The sequence below is a fragment of the Aquitalea sp. ASV15 genome, from assembly GCF_016429115.1.
In the GTDB taxonomy this organism is placed as follows: Bacteria; Pseudomonadota; Gammaproteobacteria; order Burkholderiales; family Chromobacteriaceae; genus Aquitalea; species Aquitalea magnusonii.
On sequence record NZ_JAELTZ010000005.1, the window covers coordinates 111,854 to 131,870 of the forward strand.

A 20,017-nucleotide genomic window follows, 5' to 3' on the forward strand; every position below is an offset into this window, starting at 1 on the left:
CATGCGCCCGCTGATCGCCAGCATTCGTCTGGACCATCTACGTCATAACTATCTGCTGGCCCGGCAACTGGCCGGCGGCCCCACGCTGGCGGTGATCAAGGCCAATGCCTATGGCCACGGCGCGCTGCGCTGTGCCCAGGCGCTGGCCGATGTGGCCGACGGCTTTGCCGTGGCCTGCCTGGAAGAAGCCATCCAGCTGCGTGAGGGTGGGGTGACCTTGCCCATCGTGCTGCTGGAAGGCGTGTTCGAAGCGGCCGAACTGGCCGCCGTGGAAGCGCATGATCTGTGGTGTGTGGTGCAAAGCCCGCAGCAGCTGGAGATGATCGTGCAGGCCAATCCGGCCAAGCCCTATACCGTGTGGCTGAAGATGGATTCCGGCATGCATCGCGCCGGTTTCTTCCCGCAGGATTACGCCGCCGCCCATTGCAAGCTGATGGCCAGCGGCAAGGTGAGCAAGATCGTCAAGATGAGCCACTTCGCCCGTGCCGACGAGCCGCAGCTGTCGGCTACCCAGGCCCAGCTGGAGGCATTCGACAGCGTTTGCCGCTATCTGCCGGGCGAGGAGAGCATTGCCAATTCGGCCGGCATCCTGTGTCACGAGCGTGCCCATCGCCAGTGGAACCGCGCCGGCATCATGCTGTACGGTGCGTCGCCGCTGCCTGCCGGTTTCGAGCAGGGTGCCGCGCTCAAGCCCGTCATGCGGCTCACCTCCAAGGTTTTTGGTGTGCGCGAACTGGCCGCCGGCGAGCCGGTGGGCTACGGTGCCAGCTTTGTGGCGGAACGCCCCACCCGCGTGGGCCTGATTGCCTGTGGTTATGCCGACGGTTATCCGCGGCTGGCCTCCACCGGCAGCCCGGTGGCGATTGATGGCGTGCGTTCGCGGGTGATTGGCCGCGTGTCGATGGACATGATGACGGTGGACCTGACCGACCTGCCGCAGGCGGGCATCGGCAGTGAAGTCGAGCTATGGGGCGACACCGTGCATATCAACGAAGTGGCGGCCCAGGCCGGCACCATTTCTTACGAAGTGCTGTGCAATGTGAAACGCGCGCACTTTCGTTACGACTGAATTTCCTCGTGCTTTGTGTAGTACTTTGTCACTCGCCCGGCGTCGCCGGGCATTTTTTTGTCTGTTGATGGTCTGGCAAGGACAAAAAAACACCCCGCCAGCGGGGCTGGTCGGGGTCTGCAATGTCAGAGCCAGGCTCCGACGGAGGGTTAACTTTCACCCCATGTCATCGCCGTGCGCGAATTGCTGTCGGCCGGGGTCAAGAAAACGGCCAGCAGCAGGGTGAATGCTTATCATACTGATCAGAACTATCTGTTTCTATTAGGGATAGTACTGATCAGTACCTGGGATGGCGCCGCAGCCAGCACAACATCACCGCCGCCGCGGGCTGCAGCCATGGATGGCCCTGCCGCTGGCGACAGTCCTGGCAGGGTTTAGACCCGCTAACAAAACCCCCGCTCCAGCGTTGCGCCTCCTTGCCGTACTCTTTGTACTGTCTGCGTCGGCGCGCCTTGGCCCGGGTGCTCTACGAGGTTTTGTTCGCCGCTCTTAGCGATGCGCCATCACCGCCTGCACCAGGTCGGCAATCGAGCGCACTTTCATCTTGTCCATCATCTTGCCGCGGTGGGCTTCCACCGTCTTGATGCTGATGCCCAGCTCGTCGGCAATCACCTTGTTCATCTTGCCTTCCACCACCTTGTCCAGCACCTCGCGTTCACGGGTGGTGAGCGAGGCCAGGCAATCGGCAAAGCGGTCACGGGCGGCACTGCTGGCCTGTTGTTGCTGGCTGAGTGACAGTGCGCTGTCGACCGCCGTGAGCAGGGCCTGCTGGTTGAAGGGTTTTTCCAGAAAGTCGTGTGCGCCGCGTTTGACCGCCTGCACCGCCATCGGCACGTCGCCATGGCCGGTGATGAAGATGACCGGCCAGGGGTTGTGGCGGGCGCTGAGCTCGTCAAACAGCTCCAGCCCGCTCATGCCGGGCATGCGGATATCGACAATCAGGCAGCCGGCACCCTGTGGCTGGAAGTTTTCCAGCAGGGCTTCGGCGCTGGCATGACAGGAAATGGCGTAGTCGTGGCTTTCCAGCAGGAAAACCAGCGAGTCGCGAAAAGCTTCGTCGTCATCGACGATGTGAACGTGAGGAGAACTGGCACTCATGTTTCGGACACCGGTAGCGTGAATCGGAAAATACTACCACCACCGGGATTGTCTTCCACCCACAATTGGCCTTCGTGGAATTCGATGATGGTGCGGCAGATGTTCAGGCCCATGCCCATGCCTTCGGCCTTGGTGGTGAAGAAGGCATCGAACAGGCGTTCTTTCAGGTCCAGCGGCACGCCGTGGCCGTGGTCGCTGATGGCGATTTCGATGCGGCGCGGGTTGAGCTGACGGGCTTCCACATGCAATACCCGCTCGCTGGCCGGGCAGTCCTGCATGGCTTCGATGCCGTTCTTGATCAGGTTGAGCAGTACCTGCTCCACCAGGATGGGGTCGACGTACAGGGCGGGCAGTGCCGGGGCCAGTTTGACGTCGATGGTGGCGGCCTGGCGGCGCGCTTCGATATCGGCAATGGCCAGCGAGGCTTCGATGATGTCGGTGAGCTGGCAGGTCTTGCGGTCTGGTTCGCTCTGTTTGACGAACTCGCGGATACGCCGCACCACGGTGCCGGCACGCTCGGCCTGGGCGGTGATTTTTTCCATCACCGGCAGCAGGGTTTCCGGCGTGGCCTTGCCCTGGCGGATGCGCTCGATGCAGCCGGCCTGGTAGTTGGCGATGGCGGACAGCGGCTGGTTCAGCTCGTGGGCCAGGGTGGAGGCCATCTCGCCCATGGTCACCAGGCGTGAGGTGGATTGCAGCTGCTGCATCTGCTGCTGGTAGCGTTCTTCGGCGTCGTGCTGCTGGGTGGTGTCGGTGAGAATGGTCATGGAGACAATGCGCCCGTTCACCCAGCGTATGCTGCGCCGACGCATGGAGATCCAGCGGGCCGGCGGGTCCATCCACACTTCCATATCCACGTCGCGGGCGCTGCGCATCAGCTCGACCAGGCGCAGGTCGCAATAGCCCAGCTGGCTGTCGGCCGGCTGGTCCGGGGTGAACCAGTGCTGGTAGCGCTGGTTGCAGAACAGCAGCTCCAGCGTGGCGGGGTCGACCACGGCGACCGCGGCATCCAGCCCTTCGATCACCGTGACAAAGCGGTCGTGCGAGGCTTCCAGCCGGCGCTGGGCTTCCAGCCGCTCTGTGATGTCGGTCAGCACGGCCATCCAGCCGGTGTGCTGGCCACTGGCATCGATCAGCGGCGAGGCCAGGATGTGGGCGTCGAATTCTTCGCCATTCTTGCGCTGCAAGATGGACTGGAAGCCCTCGGGCGGGGCATTGCCGGCCAGGGTGTCGTCCAGGTCGCGCCGGTTGCCCTCGCTGAGCGGGCCTTGGCGCCAGTAGGGGTAGGGCGCGGCCTGGCCGATCAGTTCTTGCTCGCTATAGCCGGTGAGGGCGCAGAACGAGGGGTTGACGTAGCTGATGCGGCCTTGCAGGTCGATGGCGCGGATGCCCACTACCAGCGAATCTTCCATGGCCTTGCGGAAGGCCGACTCCTGGCGCAGCGCCTGTTCGGCCTGTTTTTCCGCAGTGATGTCGCGGCCGGAGACATAGGCGACGCCGCTGTCGGCCAGCGGGCTGAGCGCCCATACGATCCAGCGTACTTCGCCCTGTTTGGTGAGGATGCGCGTCTGCACGAAGCGGTCGGCCCCGCCGGTGTCGAACAGGCGCTCGAAGCTGTCGCGGGCGCTTTCCCGCTCCTCGGGCAGCAGGTAGTTGAGGAAGGAAGTGCCCAGCAATTCGTCGGCACGATAACCCAGCCCCTGCTCGAAGGCCGGGTTGAGTTGCAGGATGGTGGTGTCACGCCTTACCACGCCCAGCATTTCCTGCGACAGCTTGTAGACGCGGTCGCGCTCGCGTTCGGCTTCTACCCGGCCGCGGATATGGCGGTTGAGGCTGAGCAGGCTGAGCAGGGTGAGCAGGGCCATGCCGCCGATCAGGCCCAGTTGCAGCAGGCGGGCCTGGGTCATGGCGCCGCGTACCGGGCGGGCGCTGATGATCAGGCCGGTGCCGGGCAGTTCCAGCTTTTCCGCCGGGCCGCTGCGCAAGCGGTTCTGCGCGTTGCGGGCGATGGTGTTGCCGTCGCGGGTTTGCAGTTCCAGCTGGTATTTTTCACTGAACCAGGCCGGCGGCAGCCGGCGTACCACATTGTCGGCATCGAACATGGCCACCAGCGTGCCGTTGAACTGGCCGTTCTGGTAGAGCGGTATGTGCAGCTCGTAACGCCAGCTGCCATTGCTGCGGCGAAACGGGGCGCTGTAGGCAAAGCGGCCGTTTTGCTGGGCCAGCTTGAAGGCATCCTGGGCCTGGATGCTGCCGCCGGGCGACAGTGGCCCTTCTTCGTAGGGCGCAGTCCAGCGCAGCAGGCCATGGCTGTCGCTGCGCGCTACTGCCAGCATTTCCGGGGTGTTGGCCAGCAGCTGCGAGGCCTGGGTCTGGAAGCCGGCTTCGTCGGTTTCGCCGCTGCCCAGGCTGCGTGCCAGATCGGTCAGCTGCGCCAGATTGTCTTCCAGTTTCAGCTGCAGGGTTTGTTCGGCCCACAAGGCATCGCGCGCCAGATTGCTCTTTTGCTGTTCGGCCTCGCGGGCATCCAGCGTCCACAGCATCACCCCCATGGTGAGGAAGAACAGCACGATGGTGGTGTTGGGAAACAGCTGGTACCAGCCGCTGCGTTTGCGAAACTCGTAAAAGCGGGGTGTGCGCATAGAGGGCGGGAGCGGGTGGGTGACGAGGGCCGGGTCGCAGGCGAGCCGGAATGGTTTGCTCCAGTTTACGACAAGCGGCCGCCGCTGGCAGTAAGGGTTGGCCCGCGGTTGTGGCCTGCCGGCAAGTCATTGCGCATGGCACTTGAGTCCATGCCTGTGCCGGGGGTAATCTCGCGGCTGGTTTCAATCAGGCGGGAAGACGGGCGGCATGCGCGGGATCAGCTTAATGGGTGGGGCTTTATTGTGTCTGGTGTGCAGCCTGGCAACGGCTGCGGTGCAGCCCATCCGCATTGGCGTGCCCGGTGCCTTTACCGGTGGTTCGGCACCGATGGGCCTGAGCATGCGCAATGGCATCCGGCTGGCGGCGGCGGAGATCAATCGCAGCGGCGGGCTGCTGGGGCGGCCGATCGAGCTGGTGGAGCGTGACGATGGCGGCCTGCCGGCGCGCGGCATCAAGGTGGCGCAGCAACTGCTGACCCAGGAGCGGGTGGTGGCGGTGGTGGGCTTCGTCAATACCGGGGTGGCGCTGGCGGCCAGCAAGAATTATCAGGACGCGCGGGTGCCGGTGATGCTGGCGGTGGCCACCGCAGCCATTCTCACCCGGCAGTTTCCGCTGCATGGCAATAGCGACAATTTCATTTTCCGGGTGGCGGCCGCGGATGATCTGCAGGCGCCGCTGATCGTGCGCGAGGCGGTGCAGCGTTCGGCTTATCGCAAGCTGGCCATTTTTGCCGACAACACCAATTACGGTTACCAGGGGCTGATGGAGCTGGAGCGCGCGCTGGGCCAGCATGGGCTCAAGCCCAGTTATGTGGCGCGCTTCAACCTGCAGGAGCGGGACATGGCCAATGCGCTGCTGCAGGCGCGCAATGCCGGCAGCCAGGCCATTCTGACTTATGCCATCGGCCCGGAGCTGGCCGAGCTGGCCAATACCATGGCGCGCATGGACTGGAAGGTGCCCATCATCGGCAGCTGGACGCTGTCGATGTCCAATTTCATCGATAATGCCGGCCCCAATGGCGAGGGGGCGCGCATGGTGCAAAGCTATATTCCGGACGAGGATGACAGCGGGCGCCGGCGCGATTTTCTGGATGGCTACCAGTGGCTGTTCCACACCCGGCGCATTCCTTCGCCGCCCTCGGCGGCACAAGGCTATGACGGCATGAAGCTGCTGGCCGAGGCCATCCGCCAGGCCGGCTCGCTGGATGGCGTGGCCATCGTGCACGCGCTGGAAAACCTCAGGCAGCCGGTGGCCGGGGTGATCACCACTTACAAGCAGCCATTCAGCCGCACCGACCACGAGGCGCTGGAGCTGAATGTCCCGGTGATCGGCAAGGTGGAACGCGGCCGGGTGGTCTATGCCTACCCGGCCGACAAGTTACGGCAATAGGATGGCGCTGCTCAGGCGTTGACGCCGCGTTCGCTGGCGATTTGCTGGATGGCGGTCACCACCGAATCGGCACCGCTGCGGATCTGGGTGATGATTTCGCCCACCTTGCCGACATTGCCCACGCTGGAGCGCGCCTTGACCCCGATCACACCCATGCTGTCCACGGCCGCCCCGGTGCTGGTCTGGATGGATGACACCATTTGCGAAATCTCGGCGGTGGAGGCGCTGGTGCGCTCGGCCAGCTTGCGCACCTCATCGGCCACCACGGCAAAGCCACGTCCCATTTCGCCGGCGCGCGCGGCTTCGATGGCGGCGTTCAGTGCCAGCAGATTGGTCTGATCGGCGATGTCCTTGATGGTCTGCACAATGCTGCCGATGCGCTCGGAATTGGCGCCCAGCTGCTGGACGGTGTCGCCGGCCTTGCCGATATCGCCGGCCATGTCCTCGATTTCATGCACCGCCTGCTGCACGCTGCTCACTCCCTCGTCGGCCCAGTGGCGGGTCTGCTGCGAGGTATTGAAGGCGAAAATGGCACTGTCCTGCTCCTGCTGCTGCCGTTTCACCGCCTGGGTGACATCGGTGGCGAACTTGATGATGGAGATCACCCGGCCTTCGCTGTCGAATACCGGATTGTAAGTGGCCTCCAGCCAGCGTTCGCTGCCGTCGCGGGCCAGGCGGGTAATGCGCCCGGAAAAGAACTGGCCGCTGCGCAGATTGTTCCACAAGCGCTGGTAGTCTTCGCTTTGTACCAGATCGCTGGGGCAGAGCTGGCGGTGATGCCGTCCGATCAGCTCATCCCTGCTGTAGCCCATGGTGCTGAGGAAGTTGGCATTGGCGTTGGTGATGGTGCCGTCGGGCTGGAATTCGATCACCGCCATCGAGCGGTCGATGGCGGTGAGTGCCGCCTGGTTTTTCTGTGCGGCCAGCACCTTGTCGGTCACATCACTGGCGAACTTGATAAAGCCGACCAGCTTGCCGGCACTGTTGCGCACCGGGTTGTAACTGGCTTCCAGCCACACCGACGTGCCATCCTTTTTCAGTCGCTTGACCTGGCCGGTGAACGGCTGGCCGCGCTGCAGGCTGTCCCAGAAGCTGGTGTACTCGCGCGAGCTGGCATAGGCCGCCTCGCAGAAGTTGCGGTGATGCAGGCCAGGCAGTTCTGCCGCACTGGCATAGCCCATGGTGCGGGCAAAATTTTCGTTGGCATGCACCACCTTGCAATCCAGATCAAAACGGATGATGGCGGTGGAGGCGCTCACCGCATCCAGCAAGGATTGAAGTTCTTGCTGGGTTTGTTTTTGGGCATCTAGTTCGGCCAGCAGCTTGCGATTGAACATGGGTTTCTCCCTGGTAACACGGTGTGTGGGCATATCCTTCCGTTACCGACTGTCATCGCTCCTGCTGACGGGGTCGTCTGCTCAGCCGGCATCGGAAAATCTGTTGTTGTGCTGATGTATAGACTTGATAGTGATGTTAGCCCGTGTTTGTACTGGTAATAAAGCCAGGGCGGTTCGCCGTGTTCTTGACAAAAAATCCAGCCTGCCCGGCTGCCGGCCAGTGCCGGTCAGCTGCGGCTGGGCAGGGGGATGAATTCGCTTTCTCCCGGTACGGCGGCAAAGCGGCCCTGCTGCCAGTCATCGCGCGCCTGGCGGATGCGCTCCATGCGGCTGGAAACGAAGTTCCAGTCCAGGATGCGGTGGGCATCCGGCGTGGGACCTGCCAGCAAGGCTAGCCGACTGGCTTGCCCGGCCTGAATGCGCGCTTCCGGCATCTCCGCCGCCAACATTCCCAGTTCGCCGGCTTGCAGCGACTCGCCGCCCAGGCTGATGCTGCCGCTGGCCAGATAAATGCCGCGTTCGGCAAAGCCGGCGGGTATCACCAGCTCGGCGCCGGCGGCCATCTCGATGACGGCGTACAGGGCCTCGCCGGGAAAGGCTACCGGCGAGCTGCGTCCCCAGGCCTTGCCCAATACCAGTTGCACATGGCTGCCATCTTGCTGCCATGCTGGCAGCGCCGTGCTGGCATAGTGCATGAAGGCCGGCTCGCACTCTTCCAGGGCCAGCGGCAGTGCCAGCCACAGTTGCAGGCCTTCCACCGCCTGGCCCGTGCTGCGGATGTCGTCCGGAATCCTTTCCGAATGCACGATGCCGCGGCCGGCCACCATCAGGTTGGCGGCACCCGGCTCGATGCGCTGCACGCTGCCCAGGCTGTCGCGGTGAAGCATGGCGCCGCTGAACAGATAGGTGAGGGTGGCCAGCCCGATATGCGGGTGTGGCCGTACATCATTGCTGCGCTCGTTCAGGTTGAAGTGGGCGGGACCCATGTGGTCGAGAAAAATGAAGGGGCCGATGTGGCGGGCCTGCCTGCCAGGCAGCAGGCGGCGCACCGGAAAGCCGATATCGCTGGTTTTGGCGCTGATACGCGCGCTCCATGTATTCATCTGTCTACCCTTTGTCATTCACCGGAAACGGGCCAGCCTGCTGGCTGGCCCGTTGCGGGTGCGTGGTGAAGTGCCGGCAACAAAAACGGCTGTTGCCTGCGTCGACGCGGTTTGCCCCGGCGACGCCAGGCTATTTTGCTGGCCGCTTTAAAAGCGCCCGTTGCGGAAGTCGTCGGCGGCGGCTTCCAGTTCGGCACGGGTATTCATCACGAACGGTCCCCATTGGGCAATCGGCTCGTTCAAGGGCTTGCCGGCCACCAGCAGGAAGCGGGCAGCTTCGCTACTGCTGACGCGGATGCCACTGGCAGCACGGTCATTGGCCAGAATCGCCATTTGACGCTGGCGCACCACTTGCTGCTGGCTGCCAGCCTGCAGCTCACCCTGATAAACATAGATGAAGGCATTGTGTTCTGCCGGAATGGCGAGAAATTCACTTTGCCCACCGGCCAGATGCACGTCCAGATACAGCGGCTCGCTATCCGGGCGCTGGATGGCGGCAAGCTGCTCGCCTACCTGCCCGGCAATCAAGCGCAAGTGGCTGCCATGCCCGGTTTGCTGTTCCGGAATCTCGGCACTGGGGATGTCGCGATACCACGGCGCAATCATCTTGTTCTTGGCCGGCAGGTTCACCCACAATTGAAAGCCGTGCATCAGGCCGTCTTGCTGCTCGGGGATTTCCGAGTGCACCAGGCCGCGCCCGGCGGTCATCCACTGCACGCCGCCCGGCCCCAGCAGGCCTTCCTGGCCGGTGCTGTCGCGGTGGCGCATGCGGCCATCCAGCATATAGGTGACGGTTTCAAAGCCACGGTGCGGGTGGTCGGGGAAGCCGGCGATATAGTCATCCGGATTGTCCGAACGGAATTCGTCCAGCATCAGGAAGGGGTCGAGCCGGCGTTGCAGGTCGTGGGTCAGTACCCGCAGCAGGCGGACACCGGCACCGTCCGAAACCTCCATGCCATTGACCAGGCGTTCTACTTCGCGGCTGATGGTGTGCATGCTCATCTTGCATCTCCTTGTCGGGGCCGGCGTTGCTGGGCCTGGCCGTTGATCATGGACTGCATTATTGCAGTTGATATTTGGATAAAAAAGCGCAAAAATCAGTAGTAATCAATCTGAAAATCAAATATATGAAACAGGCCAGAACCACCTGGGAGCAATGGCAGGTCTTGCAATGCATTGTCAGTGAGGGCGGTTTTGCCCAGGCGGCCAAGGCCATGCACCGCAGCCAGTCATCGGTCAGTTATATGGTGGCGCAATTACAGGAGCAGCTGGGGGTGGCGCTATTGCAGGCACAGGGGCGACGCATGGTGCTGACCGCGGCGGGCGAGGTGCTGTTGCGCGACGCTCAAAACGTGCTGGCGGCATCATTGCGACTGGAAGAGAAGGCGCGCTCCTTGCTGCAAGGCTGGGAAGCCGAAGTACGCCTGGCGGTGGACAGCCTGTTTCCCACGCCGGCGTTATTGCCTGCGCTGGGGCAGTTTGCCAGTCATTGCCCGAGTACCCGCTTGCAAATGCACGAGGTGGTGATGTCCGGCGCCGATGATGCCCTGCATGGTGGACAGGTGGAGCTGGCGGTGGCGGGCCGGGTGCCGCAGGGTTTTCTGGGCGACTGGCTGCTGGATGCCGAGTTTGTCGCCTGCGCCGCGCCACAGCATCCCTTGCATGCACTTGCCCGGCCATTGGGCATGGATGACCTGCAACAGCAGGTGCAAGTGGTGTTGCGCGATTCCGGTCAGCGCCAGCCGCGCGATGAGGGCTGGCTGGGCGCCTGGCAGCGCTGGACGGTATCACAGCCGGAAACGGCCATTGCCGCAGTGGAGCAGGGCTTTGCCTTTGGCTGGCTGGCCTGGCACCGCATTGCCGATAGTGTGGCGGCGGGCCGGCTCAAGCCCTTGCCGCTGGCGCATGGGGCCTTGCGCAAGGCCGGTCTTTACCTGGTACTGGCCGATCCGCCGGCGGCCGGACCGGCCACCCTGCAGCTGGCAGACTGTCTGCGGGCAGAGGCCGCACGCTGGCGCGCGCAGTACCAGGCTTATCCTGCTACACAGGGCGCCAAATAAAACGACCAGCATTGCTGGTCGTCATGGCGGGGAGTGCGCAGCCGGCTCAGTGGCCTTGCTGGCCTTGCAGATAATGTTCCAGCGCATGTCCGGCGGACAGGATGTGGAAGCGGATGAATTCGGCCGCTTCTTCGGCAGCACCCTGCTTGCACAGTTCCAGCAGCCGGGTGTGCTCCTCGTGGGCGCGCTCCATGGTGCGGGTGAACAGGATCTGCATGCGGGTGTAGCGGTCGGTCTTGTTGTGCAGCTGCTCGATCAGCGCCAGGGTATTGGGCCGCTTGGCGGCACGATACAGCGCCAGGTGAAAGCGCGAGTTGAGTTCGCCCCAGTGGCGGACATCGTTTTTTTGCAGGGCCACTTCGAATTCGTGCAGGGTCTGCTCGGCCAGCGTGATGTCGGCCGGGGTCTGACAGGGAATGGACGCCTTGAGCACCGAGCTTTCCAGCATGGCGCGGATTTCCAGCAGTTCCAGCACATCATCCAGCGATAGCTTGGAGACGATGGCGCCCTTGTGGTCGATGATCTGGATCAGCCCTTCGGCCTCCAGCTGGCGCAGTGCTTCGCGCACCGGCACCCGGCTGACGCCGTATTCATTGGATAGCGCTTCCTGGCGCAATTGCTGGCCGTCGACGAATTCTCCCGAGAGAAGGCGCTGGCGAAGCGATTCGGTCACGGCACTGGTCAGCGTCTGGCGCTTGATCGGCTGCAGGGTAGTCATGGTTTTTAGTGTCTGTCAGTCAATCGGATAAATGCAAATGTATTCGATTATACGGGGCTTGTACTGTCAGACAAGAGGACATTGCGTAGGTTTTTGTCGCAAATGTGAAAGATTTTGCTGAAAACAAAAGAAAAACCCGGCCGAAGCCGGGTTTTTCTTATCAGACTGGGGTGGATGATGGGGCTCGAACCCACGACAACAGGAATCACAATCCTGGACTCTACCAACTGAGCTACATCCACCGCTGAAGCGGTGCGACACATCAGCGCGGGGCTGACTGTCTGAATAGGGTGGGGTGGATGATGGGGCTCGAACCCACGACAACAGGAATCACAATCCTGGACTCTACCAACTGAGCTACATCCACCACAGGGTACTGCATTCTACAACAACTTCGGTTACTGGTGCGCCCGACAGGAATCGAACCTGTAACCCCCGGCTTAGAAGGCCGGTGCTCTATCCGGTTGAGCTACGGGCACTCACATATCGGGCTTTGTCTGGTCGGGGCGGCGGGATTCGAACTCGCGACCCCCTGATCCCAAATCAGGTGCGCTACCAGGCTGCGCTACGCCCCGACGACAGAGAACGCAAATATACGGATTGGGCTTTAAGCTGTCAACACTGTGTTGCAATTTTTTTTGCCGTGCTGCGGGCGGTCCTTGGCCGGGTGCGCCAGCCGGCTGTCACGGGCAGGCAAGTAACTACATGATATATAGATGCTTATTTTGTGAATTTTGCTTTACGTGAAATTATTCCTAATGTATTTTTGTGGTTTCGTAAAAATCCAAAAAATGAGAAAATTGCCGCCTCTTTTCAAGTTCCATACGGAATCAGGCATGGCAGCGCAACTCATTGATGGTAAGGCAGTAGCAGAACAACTCATCGCCAAGGTTGGCGAGGGCGTGCAGGCCCGGGTGGCGGCAGGCAAGCGGGCACCGGCCCTGGCGGTGATCCTGGTGGGCAACGATCCTGCTTCCAGCGTTTATGTAGGCAGCAAGAAGCGCTCCTGCGAAAAGGCCGGCATCCGCTCGGTGGCTTATGATCTGCCGGCGGAAACCAGCCAGCAGCAGCTGCTGGACATTATCGATACCCTGAATGCCGACGCCACGGTAGACGGTATCCTGGTGCAGTTGCCGCTGCCCAAGCAGATCGACCCGCAAGCGGTGATCGAGCGCATCGATCCGAAAAAGGATGTCGACGGCTTCCATCCCTATAATATGGGCCGTCTGGCCATCAAGATGCCGCTGCTGCGTCCCTGCACGCCGCGTGGCGTGATGACGCTGCTGGAAGAATATGGCATCGATCCCAAGGGCAAGAAGGCGGTGATCGTGGGTGCATCCAATATCGTCGGTCGCCCGCAGGCGCTGGAAATGCTGCTGGCCCGCGCCACGGTGACGGTATGCCACAGTGCCACGCAGGACCTGGCGCGTGAAGTGGGCGAGGCGGACATCGTGGTGGCTGCCGTGGGCATGCCCGGCTTTATCAAGGGCGAATGGATCAAGCCGGGCGCGGTGGTGATCGATGTGGGCATCAATCGCCTGGATACCGGCAAGCTGGTGGGGGATGTGGAATTCGCCGCAGCCGCCGAACGCGCCAGCTTCATCACCCCGGTGCCGGGTGGTGTGGGTCCGATGACCGTGGCAACGCTGTTGCAGAATACGCTGGATTCGGCCAATCTGAACGCCTGATCCCGTTTACCGGCAAGCAGCGCCACAGGCGGCAGGGGCAGTTTCCCTGCGGCATGTGGCGTTTGTCATTTTGCGGGCAGCGCGGACCAACCGTATTTGCAAGTGGTGGCCAGTTGGCCGCCGTTGATTATGTAAAGAAAAGAGACTGGATAATGAGCAATACCCGACAATCGGCCACGCTGCTGATCAGCGCTCCGGACAAGAAGGGCCTGGTAGCGGCCCTGGCCAATTTCCTGATGACCTATAACGCCAACATCATGCATGCCGACCAGCATCAGGACACCAGCGAAAACCTGTTCCTGATGCGCATCCAGTGGGAGCTGGATGGCTTTACCCTGCCGATGGATGCATTTGCCGCGGCTTTCCAGCCGATTGCCGCCGAGCACAACATGACCTGGAAGGTGTCGCTGTCCAGCCGCAAGCCGCGCATGGCCATTTTCGTGTCCAAGTACGAGCACTGCCTGGTGGATCTCTTGCACCGCTGGCGTATTGGTGAGCTGAACTGCGATATTCCGCTGGTGATCTCCAATCACGAGGATTGCCGCCGTCTGGTGGAATTCAATGGCATCCCCTTCCATGTGGTGCCGGTGACGCGTGACAACAAGGCCGAGGCCGAGGCCGAGCAGTTCCGCCTGCTGGAAGAGGCCGGTGTCGATTTCATCGTGCTGGCGCGTTACATGCAGGTGCTGTCCGGCGAGTTCGTCAAGCGCTACCCGGACCGTGTCATCAATATCCACCACAGCTTCCTGCCGGCATTTGATGGTGCCAAGCCTTACCACCGTGCCTTTGCCCGTGGCGTGAAGCTGATTGGGGCCACCAGTCACTATGTGACAGAGGATCTGGACGAAGGTCCGATCATCGAGCAGGAAGTGACGCGCATTTCGCACCGTGACGATGTGGAAGACCTGATCCAGAAAGGCCGCGACCTGGAAAAAGTGGTGTTGTCGCGCGCCGTGCGCTGGCATGTGGACGACCGCATCCTGTCCTACTCCAACAAAACCGTCGTTTTCGACTGAGCCGGCACCATGCATCGTCTGATTGATGATTTCATCGGCCTGCTGCGCTTCCGGGTCGGTCCGCTGGAGCAATACCAGTATCCACGCTGGTTGGCAGCCCTGCTGCTGACCGTGCTGGGGCTGGTGGCCAGCGGTGGCACCGCGGAGCTGGGCAATGATATTGCCGGGCGCATGGGTTTCATGCTGCTGTTCACCTGGCTGGAAACGCTGCTGTTCACCCAGTTCATGACCATCTGGCTGCGGCTGGCCAAATGGCAGCCCCCGGCTTCGCTGTTCGGGCTGATCGTACTGTGCAACAGCCTGCAGTTTTTCGAGCCGCTGACCAGCTGGCTGCCGGACGATGCTGCGCTGGGGGCTGACCTGGCGCTGTCGCTGCTGACCATCGCCCTGTTGGTGAATGGCCTGGCGGTGGTGTCCGGGGTGGGTCGGGTGCGTGTGCTGTTGGGGGTGATGCTGTTTGCCCCGGTGGCCATGCTGACCCTGGCCATGTGTTTGCAGCTGTCTGCATCGCTGGGCTGGGTCACCATTCCGCAGGACATGCTCAGCTCGGTGAGCGAGGCGACCGCGCCGGCTGCCGATGCCCCGGTCGACGGCGGCAAGAGCGATCTGTAAACCCCCGGCCTGTCCGGTGGGCAGTAACAACAAGGGCAGCTCGCGGGCTGCCCTTGTTGCGTGGCAAGGCTAGATGGGTAAGGGCTGAAGTGCTCTGGACCGCGTGGCGCGGTGGGGTGTCAGGGCTCTTCTTCTGCCGCAGTGGCCAGCAGGGCGTCCAGTGCCTGCTTGAGGGCCTGGGCCTGCAAGGGGCTGTGCAGCTGGCCGTGATACTGGCCATCGACAAACAGCAGCAAGGTGGGCAGGTGGAAGATGTCGAACTGGTGTGCCAGTGCCATGGATTGCTGCACATCGACATAGGCCAGTTGTTGCAGCGCAGGCGGCTGCCACTGGCTCAAGGCTTGCCGCCAGCTGCGACAGGCGGAACAGCCCGGCTGGCCGAACAGCACCAGTGTGTTGCCGGGCAGTGCCGGCAGGCGGTGATGGAAGTCGAATTCGTCCAGCGTCAGCCAGACGGGGGCGCTGGCTGGCATGGTCCGGTTCAGTCTACCTTGGCGATGTAACGCGCCAGCCCCAGGATGGCACGCAGCGCCTGACCCTTGGCGGTTTCCTCGCCGCGCAGCCGTGCATAGCGCCGCAGGATGGCACGGCCCTCGACAAACAGGTCGACATCGGTATCCGGAGAGGAGACCAGGGCAATGCGTTCGATTTCCCCTTGCGGCTTGGGTTGGCCCTGGGCAATGCACAGGTAAACCTTGTGGGCGTTATGCGGGGTGATGTGGTCAAACAGGTAGAGCATGGAATTGATGCGCAGGCCGGTTTCTTCGCGGATTTCGCGAATCAGGGCCTGGGAGCGGAGCTCGCCCCGGCTGGCCTTGCCGCCCGGCAGATTGTAGCGACCGCCGCGTGCTGCCGTGACCAGCACGCCATCCGGCAGCTCGATGATGGCGGTAGCGCGTCTTGCCAGATCAGCCGGCAGCCGTTGATCCGGTTTTTTGTCGTCCAAAGTTCTCATTCGTCTCTATTAACAGATACGGGCCGCAAAATGGCGGCCCTTTTCTGCAATCTATTCTAATTGAAGGAACTGGCAGGAACAAACAGTCAATGCTTCTTTATGTCAGATGGCAGTTAAATAAACGTTAATCATACCAAAGTCGCTTTATTTTTTAATTTAAACTTTCAACAGTTTAAATTAAATAAATTTCATCAGCAGGCCGCCAATGCCCAGCGCCAGGCAGTACAGGCCGAATGGACGCAGTGATTCGATTTCGGTTTTCTTGAAATAGCGCATCAGAAACCAGGTGCTGGCATAGGCGCACAAACCGGCGAGCGCGCCGCAGGCCAGCAGCAGTCCCCAGGGCTGGGCATGGCCGGCATGGGCCAGCTTGGGAATCTCCAGCACGCCGGCCGCCGCGATGATGGGGGTTGCCAGCAAAAAGGAAAAGCGCGCCGCCGAGGCATGATCCAGTCCATGGGCCAGACCGCTGAGCAGGGTGACCCCCGAGCGGGAAATGCCGGGCAGCAGGGCCAGCGCCTGGCCGCTGCCGATCTTGATGGCCCCCAGTATCGTCAGCTGGTCCAGATCCTTGTGCGGCTGGCGTTTGCCCAGCCGCTCGCCCCACAGCAGCAACAGGCCGTTCAATGCCAGGAAAACCAGCACGGCGGTGGCGCTGCTGAACAGTACGCGCAACTGCTTTTCCAGCAGCAGGCCGATCAGGCCGGCCGGGATGGTACCGGCAATCAGCCGCCACATCAGCCTGGCCTCGGCATTGTCCGCCCGGCCGCGTGAACGCAGAAAGCCGCCGATCAGTTGCTGCCAGTCGCGGTGGAAGTACAGCAGCAGGGCAATGGCCGTCCCCAGATGCAGCATCACCATGAAGGGCAGAAAATCCGGATGGCTGCGGTTGAGCGACCAGTGCAGCCAGTCCGGAATCAGGATGCCATGTCCCAGGCTGCTGATGGGGAACAGTTCGCTGATGCCTTGGATGACGGCAAACAGTAGGGCTTCAATCGGATTCATGGTGTGGGCCGGTGACGGGTCAGTAAGGAAAGCAGCGTTTTAGCACGACATGATGGCAATTTGATGACATGTCATCGTTTTCTGCCTATGGCCAGCATTGTGCAATCCAGTCCGGGATGGCAGCGCCGGTCAGCGTCGGCGTGCGGTAGGCGGGTGACAGGCGGGCTGCCAGGGCATACAGATAGTGGCTGGTGGCCGGCTGCCAGCTACCGGAAAAGCCGGGCAGGCCGGCTTCGCGCCGTACATAGTCGAAGCGCACGCGCGAGTTGCCGAATTCCTGATGTTGCAGTGTGCCCTCGGCGTAGGGGCGCAGCCAGTCCAGCGCCTGCTGCAGGCTGCCACCCTGGCGGCCTTTGCGTTCCAGCCACTGTTCGCCGGCCTGGCGGGCGGCAATGGCAGCGCGGACCAGCGGTTCCAGATCGTAGGTGACGTAGTGCAGGGCGTCTCTTTCCTGGAAGTCCCAGGTTTCGCCCTGGGCGCTGATATTGTTGGCGATATGCTGCAGATACAGCTCGCCGGCGGTTTTCAGCATGGCCTCATCCTGCAGGGCCACGGCACTGAGGGTGATCAGCTTGAGGCGATGGCTGTTCCAGTTATTGATGAAAGTGCCACTGAGCGGTGTTTTGGCCTGGCGGATACGCTGGATGTAGCCGCTGGCCATGGTGCGCAGGAAGGCGGCGGTTTGCTGCCGGGTGCTGGCCGGCAGGCTGCCAGCCGTGATGGCGTAGCTGTCGATCAGCGCGTCGAGGTCGGTTTCGTCGATGGGGTTGAAGGAGATCTGGTAGCTGGCCGTCCAGGCATCCAGGTAGCGGGCCAGGGCGGCCAGCAGGCGTGGGTCGGCGCTGGCCTGCCAGGCAAGGGCAAAGTCACGCATGTGCACCCAGTCACGCTTGGCCTTGACGCTCTGGTCGAAGATGCCCTGATGCGGCAGGCTGCCTTCGGTGTGGATGTGGGCCAGTGGTGACGGCGGGATGTCCAGCTGGCGGATGGCGCGCTGTTGCAGCGAAACGGCAGCGGCTAGTCCGGGCTGGGGTGAGCACCAGTTGCCCATGTCGCGGGCCGGGGTGGCGGGGCTCCAGCCCAGGCCCAGCAAAAGCATCAACAGCCACCTGGCTGGCAGGTGCGGCAGCGTGGTCAACATGGCGCAGAGGTCCGGCACGCCAACAAGAGCAGGCTGGTCAGCGCGGTGGGGTAAAGGAAATGAAGCAGTTGATCTGTTGAGTCTACTGCAAATCAAAGCCGTTTGCTGTCTGGCCGTACAGTTGACAATGCTGCAGCGGGCTGCGCCTAGCGTTGCTCGTCTGCCTCGTCCTGCTCCAGCTCGGCTTCCATCTGGGCACGGATGGTGGCAAAGAACTGGTAGATTTCCTGCACGGCCGGCGAAATGGCGGCCAGCCATTGTTCGCGCTGGCTACTGTCGCTGTTGTCGATGTAGGGGCGCATTTCCGGATCGGGGTGGCGTTCGAAAGCCAGTGCCATGATGGCTTCCAGCGCGCCGGCGTGTTCGGCATCGTCAAACAGCAGGTTCCAGTCGTCCTGCTGCAACTGCATGCCTTCGACAAAGCCTTCGGCCCAGTCGTTGCCGTGCACCACGCCTTGTTCATCGGCATCCAGCCAGGGCTGGAAGTCTGCCCCCTGTTGCAGGGTGTGGGCGATGTCCAGCCAGTGGCCCATCAGCAGGCCGACAAATTTTTCCAGATCCTTTTCGCTGCGGAAGGCTTGTTCGTCATCGAAGGCCTCGCCCAGAATCAGCGGCAGGCATTCGGTGGGCTTGATGGCTTCCGGCCCGCACAGCAGGGCGGTGAAGAAGCCATCCAGTTTTTCCAGGTTCATGCACTGCAGGCGCTGGAAGCGTTGCAGGGTAGCGGACAGGCGCTGGTAATCGTTATCGGTCAGCGGTGCGTGTTTCATTCTGCGGGCATCTTTCAGTGGCAATGGCGCATTATCGCCGATCGGCCATGCGGCTGACTAATCTCATTCCTGCGCCAGCTCATTCCTTCCAGCGCATGGGCGGCAGGGCGGCGAAGGCTTCGCGCAAGGCCTGGCCCCAGCCGGTGTGCAGTTGCTGGAAGTAGGGGTCGTGCTCGGTGATGCGCTGGTGGATGCCGGGGCCGAAGTCGTCCTTGTCATACACCAGCATGTCGATGGGCAGGCCGACCGACAGATTGCTCTTCATGGTGGAGTCAAAGCTGATCAAGGCACATTTGGCGGCGTCCTCCACCGGGGTGTGGTAGTTGACCACGCGGTCGATGATGGGCTTGCCGTATTTGGCTTCGCCGATTTGGAAGTAGGGCGTGTCCTGGGTGGCTTCGATGAAGTTGCCCTGCGGGTAGATATTGAACAGCCGTGGCGCTTCGCCGCGGATCTGCCCGCCCAGCAGGAAGGAACAGCCGACTTCGATCTTGGACTGGCTCAGCGCCGGGCCGTCGCGTTCGGCGATTTCGCGCAGGGTGTCGCCCACCAGGCAGGCGGCGTCGTACATGGAGGGGACATTGAGGATGTTGCGCTCGTCCCGCCCGGCGCTGGCGCGCTGGCGCAGCAGGCTGACCACGCTCTGGGTGGTGGCCAGGTTGCCGGCAGACAGCAGCACCAGCAGCCGCTCGTCCGGCTGCTGGAAGAACTGCATTTTACGAAAGGTGGAGACATGGTCCACCCCGGCGTTGGTGCGGGAGTCCGAGGCGAACAGCATGCCGGATGCCAGATTCATGGCGACGCAGTAAGTCATGATGCAGCTACTTGTGTGGTGGAGTTAACAGCAATCTAGCCGGCTTGTTACTGTCCGTCCAGCCAGACGCGCGCCTGCGCCGTCATGCTTTCGGTGCCGCCGCCAAAGCGCACGCCGCGTACCGGGCAGGCATCCAGGTAGTCCATGCCGATGGCCAGCTTGAGGTGATGCTCGTTGGCGGCCACCGCATTGGCCACGTCGAAACTGTGCCAGGCGCCGTCGACCCAGGCTTCGGCCCAGGCATGGCTGGAAACATGGTCGGCGGCATGGGCCGGCGAGTAGACATAGCCACTGACATAGCGCGCCGGGATGCCCAGCTGGCGGGCGCAGCTGAGAAAGACGTGGGTATGGTCCTGGCACACGCCGGCACCTTTGGCAAAGGCATCGGCCGCCGGGGTGTGGCTCTGGGTTTCGCCGGGCAGGAAGGGCATGCGTTCGCGTATGCCCTCGACCAGGCTCTGCAGCTGGCTCAGGCTGGGGGTGGGCTGGCGATAGCCGGCAGCAAACTGGCGCAGTGCTGCGTCCGGGGTGGTCAGCTCGGTCTGACGCAGGAAAAACAGCGGCGGCAGGGTGTCGCACACCGGTGCGGTATCTTCGGT

19 protein-coding genes and 4 tRNA genes are annotated in these 20,017 nt (G+C 62.4%); 6 read left to right on the plus strand and 17 right to left on the minus strand.

Annotation, left to right across the window (positions count from 1 at the left end):
• The first annotated feature begins 1 nt into the window (after position 1).
• Positions 2 to 1,069, plus strand: coding sequence for an alanine racemase (alr, locus tag JHD64_RS03620; RefSeq protein ID WP_199052290.1), 1,068 nt, complete (start codon positions 2 to 4; stop codon positions 1,067 to 1,069).
• A gap of 489 nt (positions 1,070 to 1,558) precedes the next feature.
• On the opposite strand, the gene JHD64_RS03625 is transcribed toward alr, so the two are convergent.
• Positions 1,559 to 2,167, minus strand: coding sequence for a response regulator transcription factor (locus JHD64_RS03625; RefSeq protein WP_059284519.1), 609 nt, complete (start codon positions 2,165 to 2,167; stop codon positions 1,559 to 1,561).
• Positions 2,164 to 4,809: a PAS domain S-box protein gene (locus tag JHD64_RS03630; protein ID WP_199052291.1), complete on the minus strand. Its 2,646-nt coding sequence runs from the start codon at positions 4,807 to 4,809 to the stop codon at positions 2,164 to 2,166. Before JHD64_RS03630 ends, JHD64_RS03625 begins: the two co-directional genes overlap by 4 nt.
• A gap of 208 nt (positions 4,810 to 5,017) precedes the next feature.
• Between JHD64_RS03630 and JHD64_RS03635 the strand changes: the two genes are divergently transcribed.
• On the plus strand, positions 5,018 to 6,199 hold the full coding sequence (locus JHD64_RS03635) for an ABC transporter substrate-binding protein (protein WP_059284518.1): 1,182 nt from the start codon (positions 5,018 to 5,020) through the stop codon (positions 6,197 to 6,199).
• Positions 6,200 to 6,210: 11 nt separating this feature from the next.
• On the opposite strand, the gene JHD64_RS22180 is transcribed toward JHD64_RS03635, so the two are convergent.
• The 3 genes from JHD64_RS22180 to JHD64_RS03650 form a co-directional block, all read right to left on the minus strand.
• A complete protein-coding gene (locus JHD64_RS22180; RefSeq protein ID WP_199052292.1) occupies positions 6,211 to 7,536 on the minus strand; it encodes a PAS domain-containing methyl-accepting chemotaxis protein in 1,326 nt (441 codons plus the stop codon).
• Positions 7,537 to 7,763: 227 nt separating this feature from the next.
• Entirely contained in the window at positions 7,764 to 8,639 is an 876-nt protein-coding gene (locus JHD64_RS03645; protein WP_199052293.1) for a pirin family protein, read from the minus strand.
• Between the two features lie 147 nt (positions 8,640 to 8,786).
• Positions 8,787 to 9,641, minus strand: coding sequence for a pirin family protein (locus tag JHD64_RS03650; protein ID WP_370540926.1), 855 nt, complete (start codon positions 9,639 to 9,641; stop codon positions 8,787 to 8,789).
• 125 nt (positions 9,642 to 9,766) lie between these two features.
• Between JHD64_RS03650 and JHD64_RS03655 the strand changes: the two genes are divergently transcribed.
• Complete coding sequence (locus tag JHD64_RS03655; RefSeq protein ID WP_199052294.1) at positions 9,767 to 10,699, plus strand: LysR family transcriptional regulator; 933 nt, start codon at positions 9,767 to 9,769, stop codon at positions 10,697 to 10,699.
• A 46-nt stretch (positions 10,700 to 10,745) separates the two neighbouring features.
• On the opposite strand, the gene JHD64_RS03660 is transcribed toward JHD64_RS03655, so the two are convergent.
• The 5 genes from JHD64_RS03660 to JHD64_RS03680 form a co-directional block, all read right to left on the minus strand.
• A complete protein-coding gene (locus JHD64_RS03660; RefSeq protein ID WP_059284514.1) occupies positions 10,746 to 11,417 on the minus strand; it encodes a GntR family transcriptional regulator in 672 nt (223 codons plus the stop codon).
• Between the two features lie 166 nt (positions 11,418 to 11,583).
• Positions 11,584 to 11,659, minus strand: a tRNA-His gene (locus JHD64_RS03665).
• Between the two features lie 49 nt (positions 11,660 to 11,708).
• Positions 11,709 to 11,784, minus strand: a tRNA-His gene (locus tag JHD64_RS03670).
• A gap of 35 nt (positions 11,785 to 11,819) precedes the next feature.
• Positions 11,820 to 11,896 (minus strand) — tRNA-Arg (locus JHD64_RS03675).
• Between the two features lie 19 nt (positions 11,897 to 11,915).
• Positions 11,916 to 11,992 (minus strand) — tRNA-Pro (locus JHD64_RS03680).
• Positions 11,993 to 12,253: 261 nt separating this feature from the next.
• On the opposite strand from JHD64_RS03680, the gene folD reads away from it, so the two are divergent.
• From folD to JHD64_RS03695, 3 genes are all read left to right on the plus strand, one after another.
• Positions 12,254 to 13,105 carry a bifunctional methylenetetrahydrofolate dehydrogenase/methenyltetrahydrofolate cyclohydrolase FolD gene (gene folD, locus JHD64_RS03685; protein ID WP_059284513.1) on the plus strand — a complete coding sequence of 284 codons (852 nt, stop codon included), beginning with the start codon at positions 12,254 to 12,256 and terminating at the stop codon, positions 13,103 to 13,105.
• Positions 13,106 to 13,257: 152 nt separating this feature from the next.
• Positions 13,258 to 14,121, plus strand: a complete 864-nt coding sequence (gene purU, locus JHD64_RS03690; RefSeq protein WP_059284512.1) for a formyltetrahydrofolate deformylase — start codon at positions 13,258 to 13,260, stop codon at positions 14,119 to 14,121.
• Between the two features lie 9 nt (positions 14,122 to 14,130).
• Entirely contained in the window at positions 14,131 to 14,733 is a 603-nt protein-coding gene (locus JHD64_RS03695; protein ID WP_199052295.1) for a hypothetical protein, read from the plus strand.
• A gap of 119 nt (positions 14,734 to 14,852) precedes the next feature.
• Here JHD64_RS03695 and JHD64_RS03700 read toward each other — a convergent pair whose 3' ends face one another.
• The 7 genes from JHD64_RS03700 to JHD64_RS03730 form a co-directional block, all read right to left on the minus strand.
• Positions 14,853 to 15,206 (minus strand): co-chaperone YbbN, encoded by a 354-nt coding sequence (locus tag JHD64_RS03700; RefSeq protein WP_059284510.1) that lies wholly within the window; start codon positions 15,204 to 15,206, stop codon positions 14,853 to 14,855.
• Between the two features lie 8 nt (positions 15,207 to 15,214).
• Positions 15,215 to 15,688, minus strand: coding sequence for an NUDIX hydrolase (locus JHD64_RS03705; RefSeq protein ID WP_059284509.1), 474 nt, complete (start codon positions 15,686 to 15,688; stop codon positions 15,215 to 15,217).
• 177 nt (positions 15,689 to 15,865) lie between these two features.
• On the minus strand, positions 15,866 to 16,693 hold the full coding sequence (locus tag JHD64_RS03710) for an undecaprenyl-diphosphate phosphatase (RefSeq protein ID WP_199052296.1): 828 nt from the start codon (positions 16,691 to 16,693) through the stop codon (positions 15,866 to 15,868).
• 85 nt (positions 16,694 to 16,778) lie between these two features.
• Positions 16,779 to 17,792 carry an alginate lyase family protein gene (locus JHD64_RS03715; protein ID WP_199052297.1) on the minus strand — a complete coding sequence of 338 codons (1,014 nt, stop codon included), beginning with the start codon at positions 17,790 to 17,792 and terminating at the stop codon, positions 16,779 to 16,781.
• A 188-nt stretch (positions 17,793 to 17,980) separates the two neighbouring features.
• Positions 17,981 to 18,604, minus strand: coding sequence for a YecA family protein (locus tag JHD64_RS03720; protein WP_059284506.1), 624 nt, complete (start codon positions 18,602 to 18,604; stop codon positions 17,981 to 17,983).
• 79 nt (positions 18,605 to 18,683) lie between these two features.
• Entirely contained in the window at positions 18,684 to 19,418 is a 735-nt protein-coding gene (locus JHD64_RS03725) for a proteasome-type protease (RefSeq protein WP_059284505.1), read from the minus strand.
• 47 nt (positions 19,419 to 19,465) lie between these two features.
• On the minus strand, positions 19,466 to 20,017 hold a 552-nt coding region (locus tag JHD64_RS03730; RefSeq protein WP_199052298.1), incomplete at its 5' end, for a transglutaminase family protein.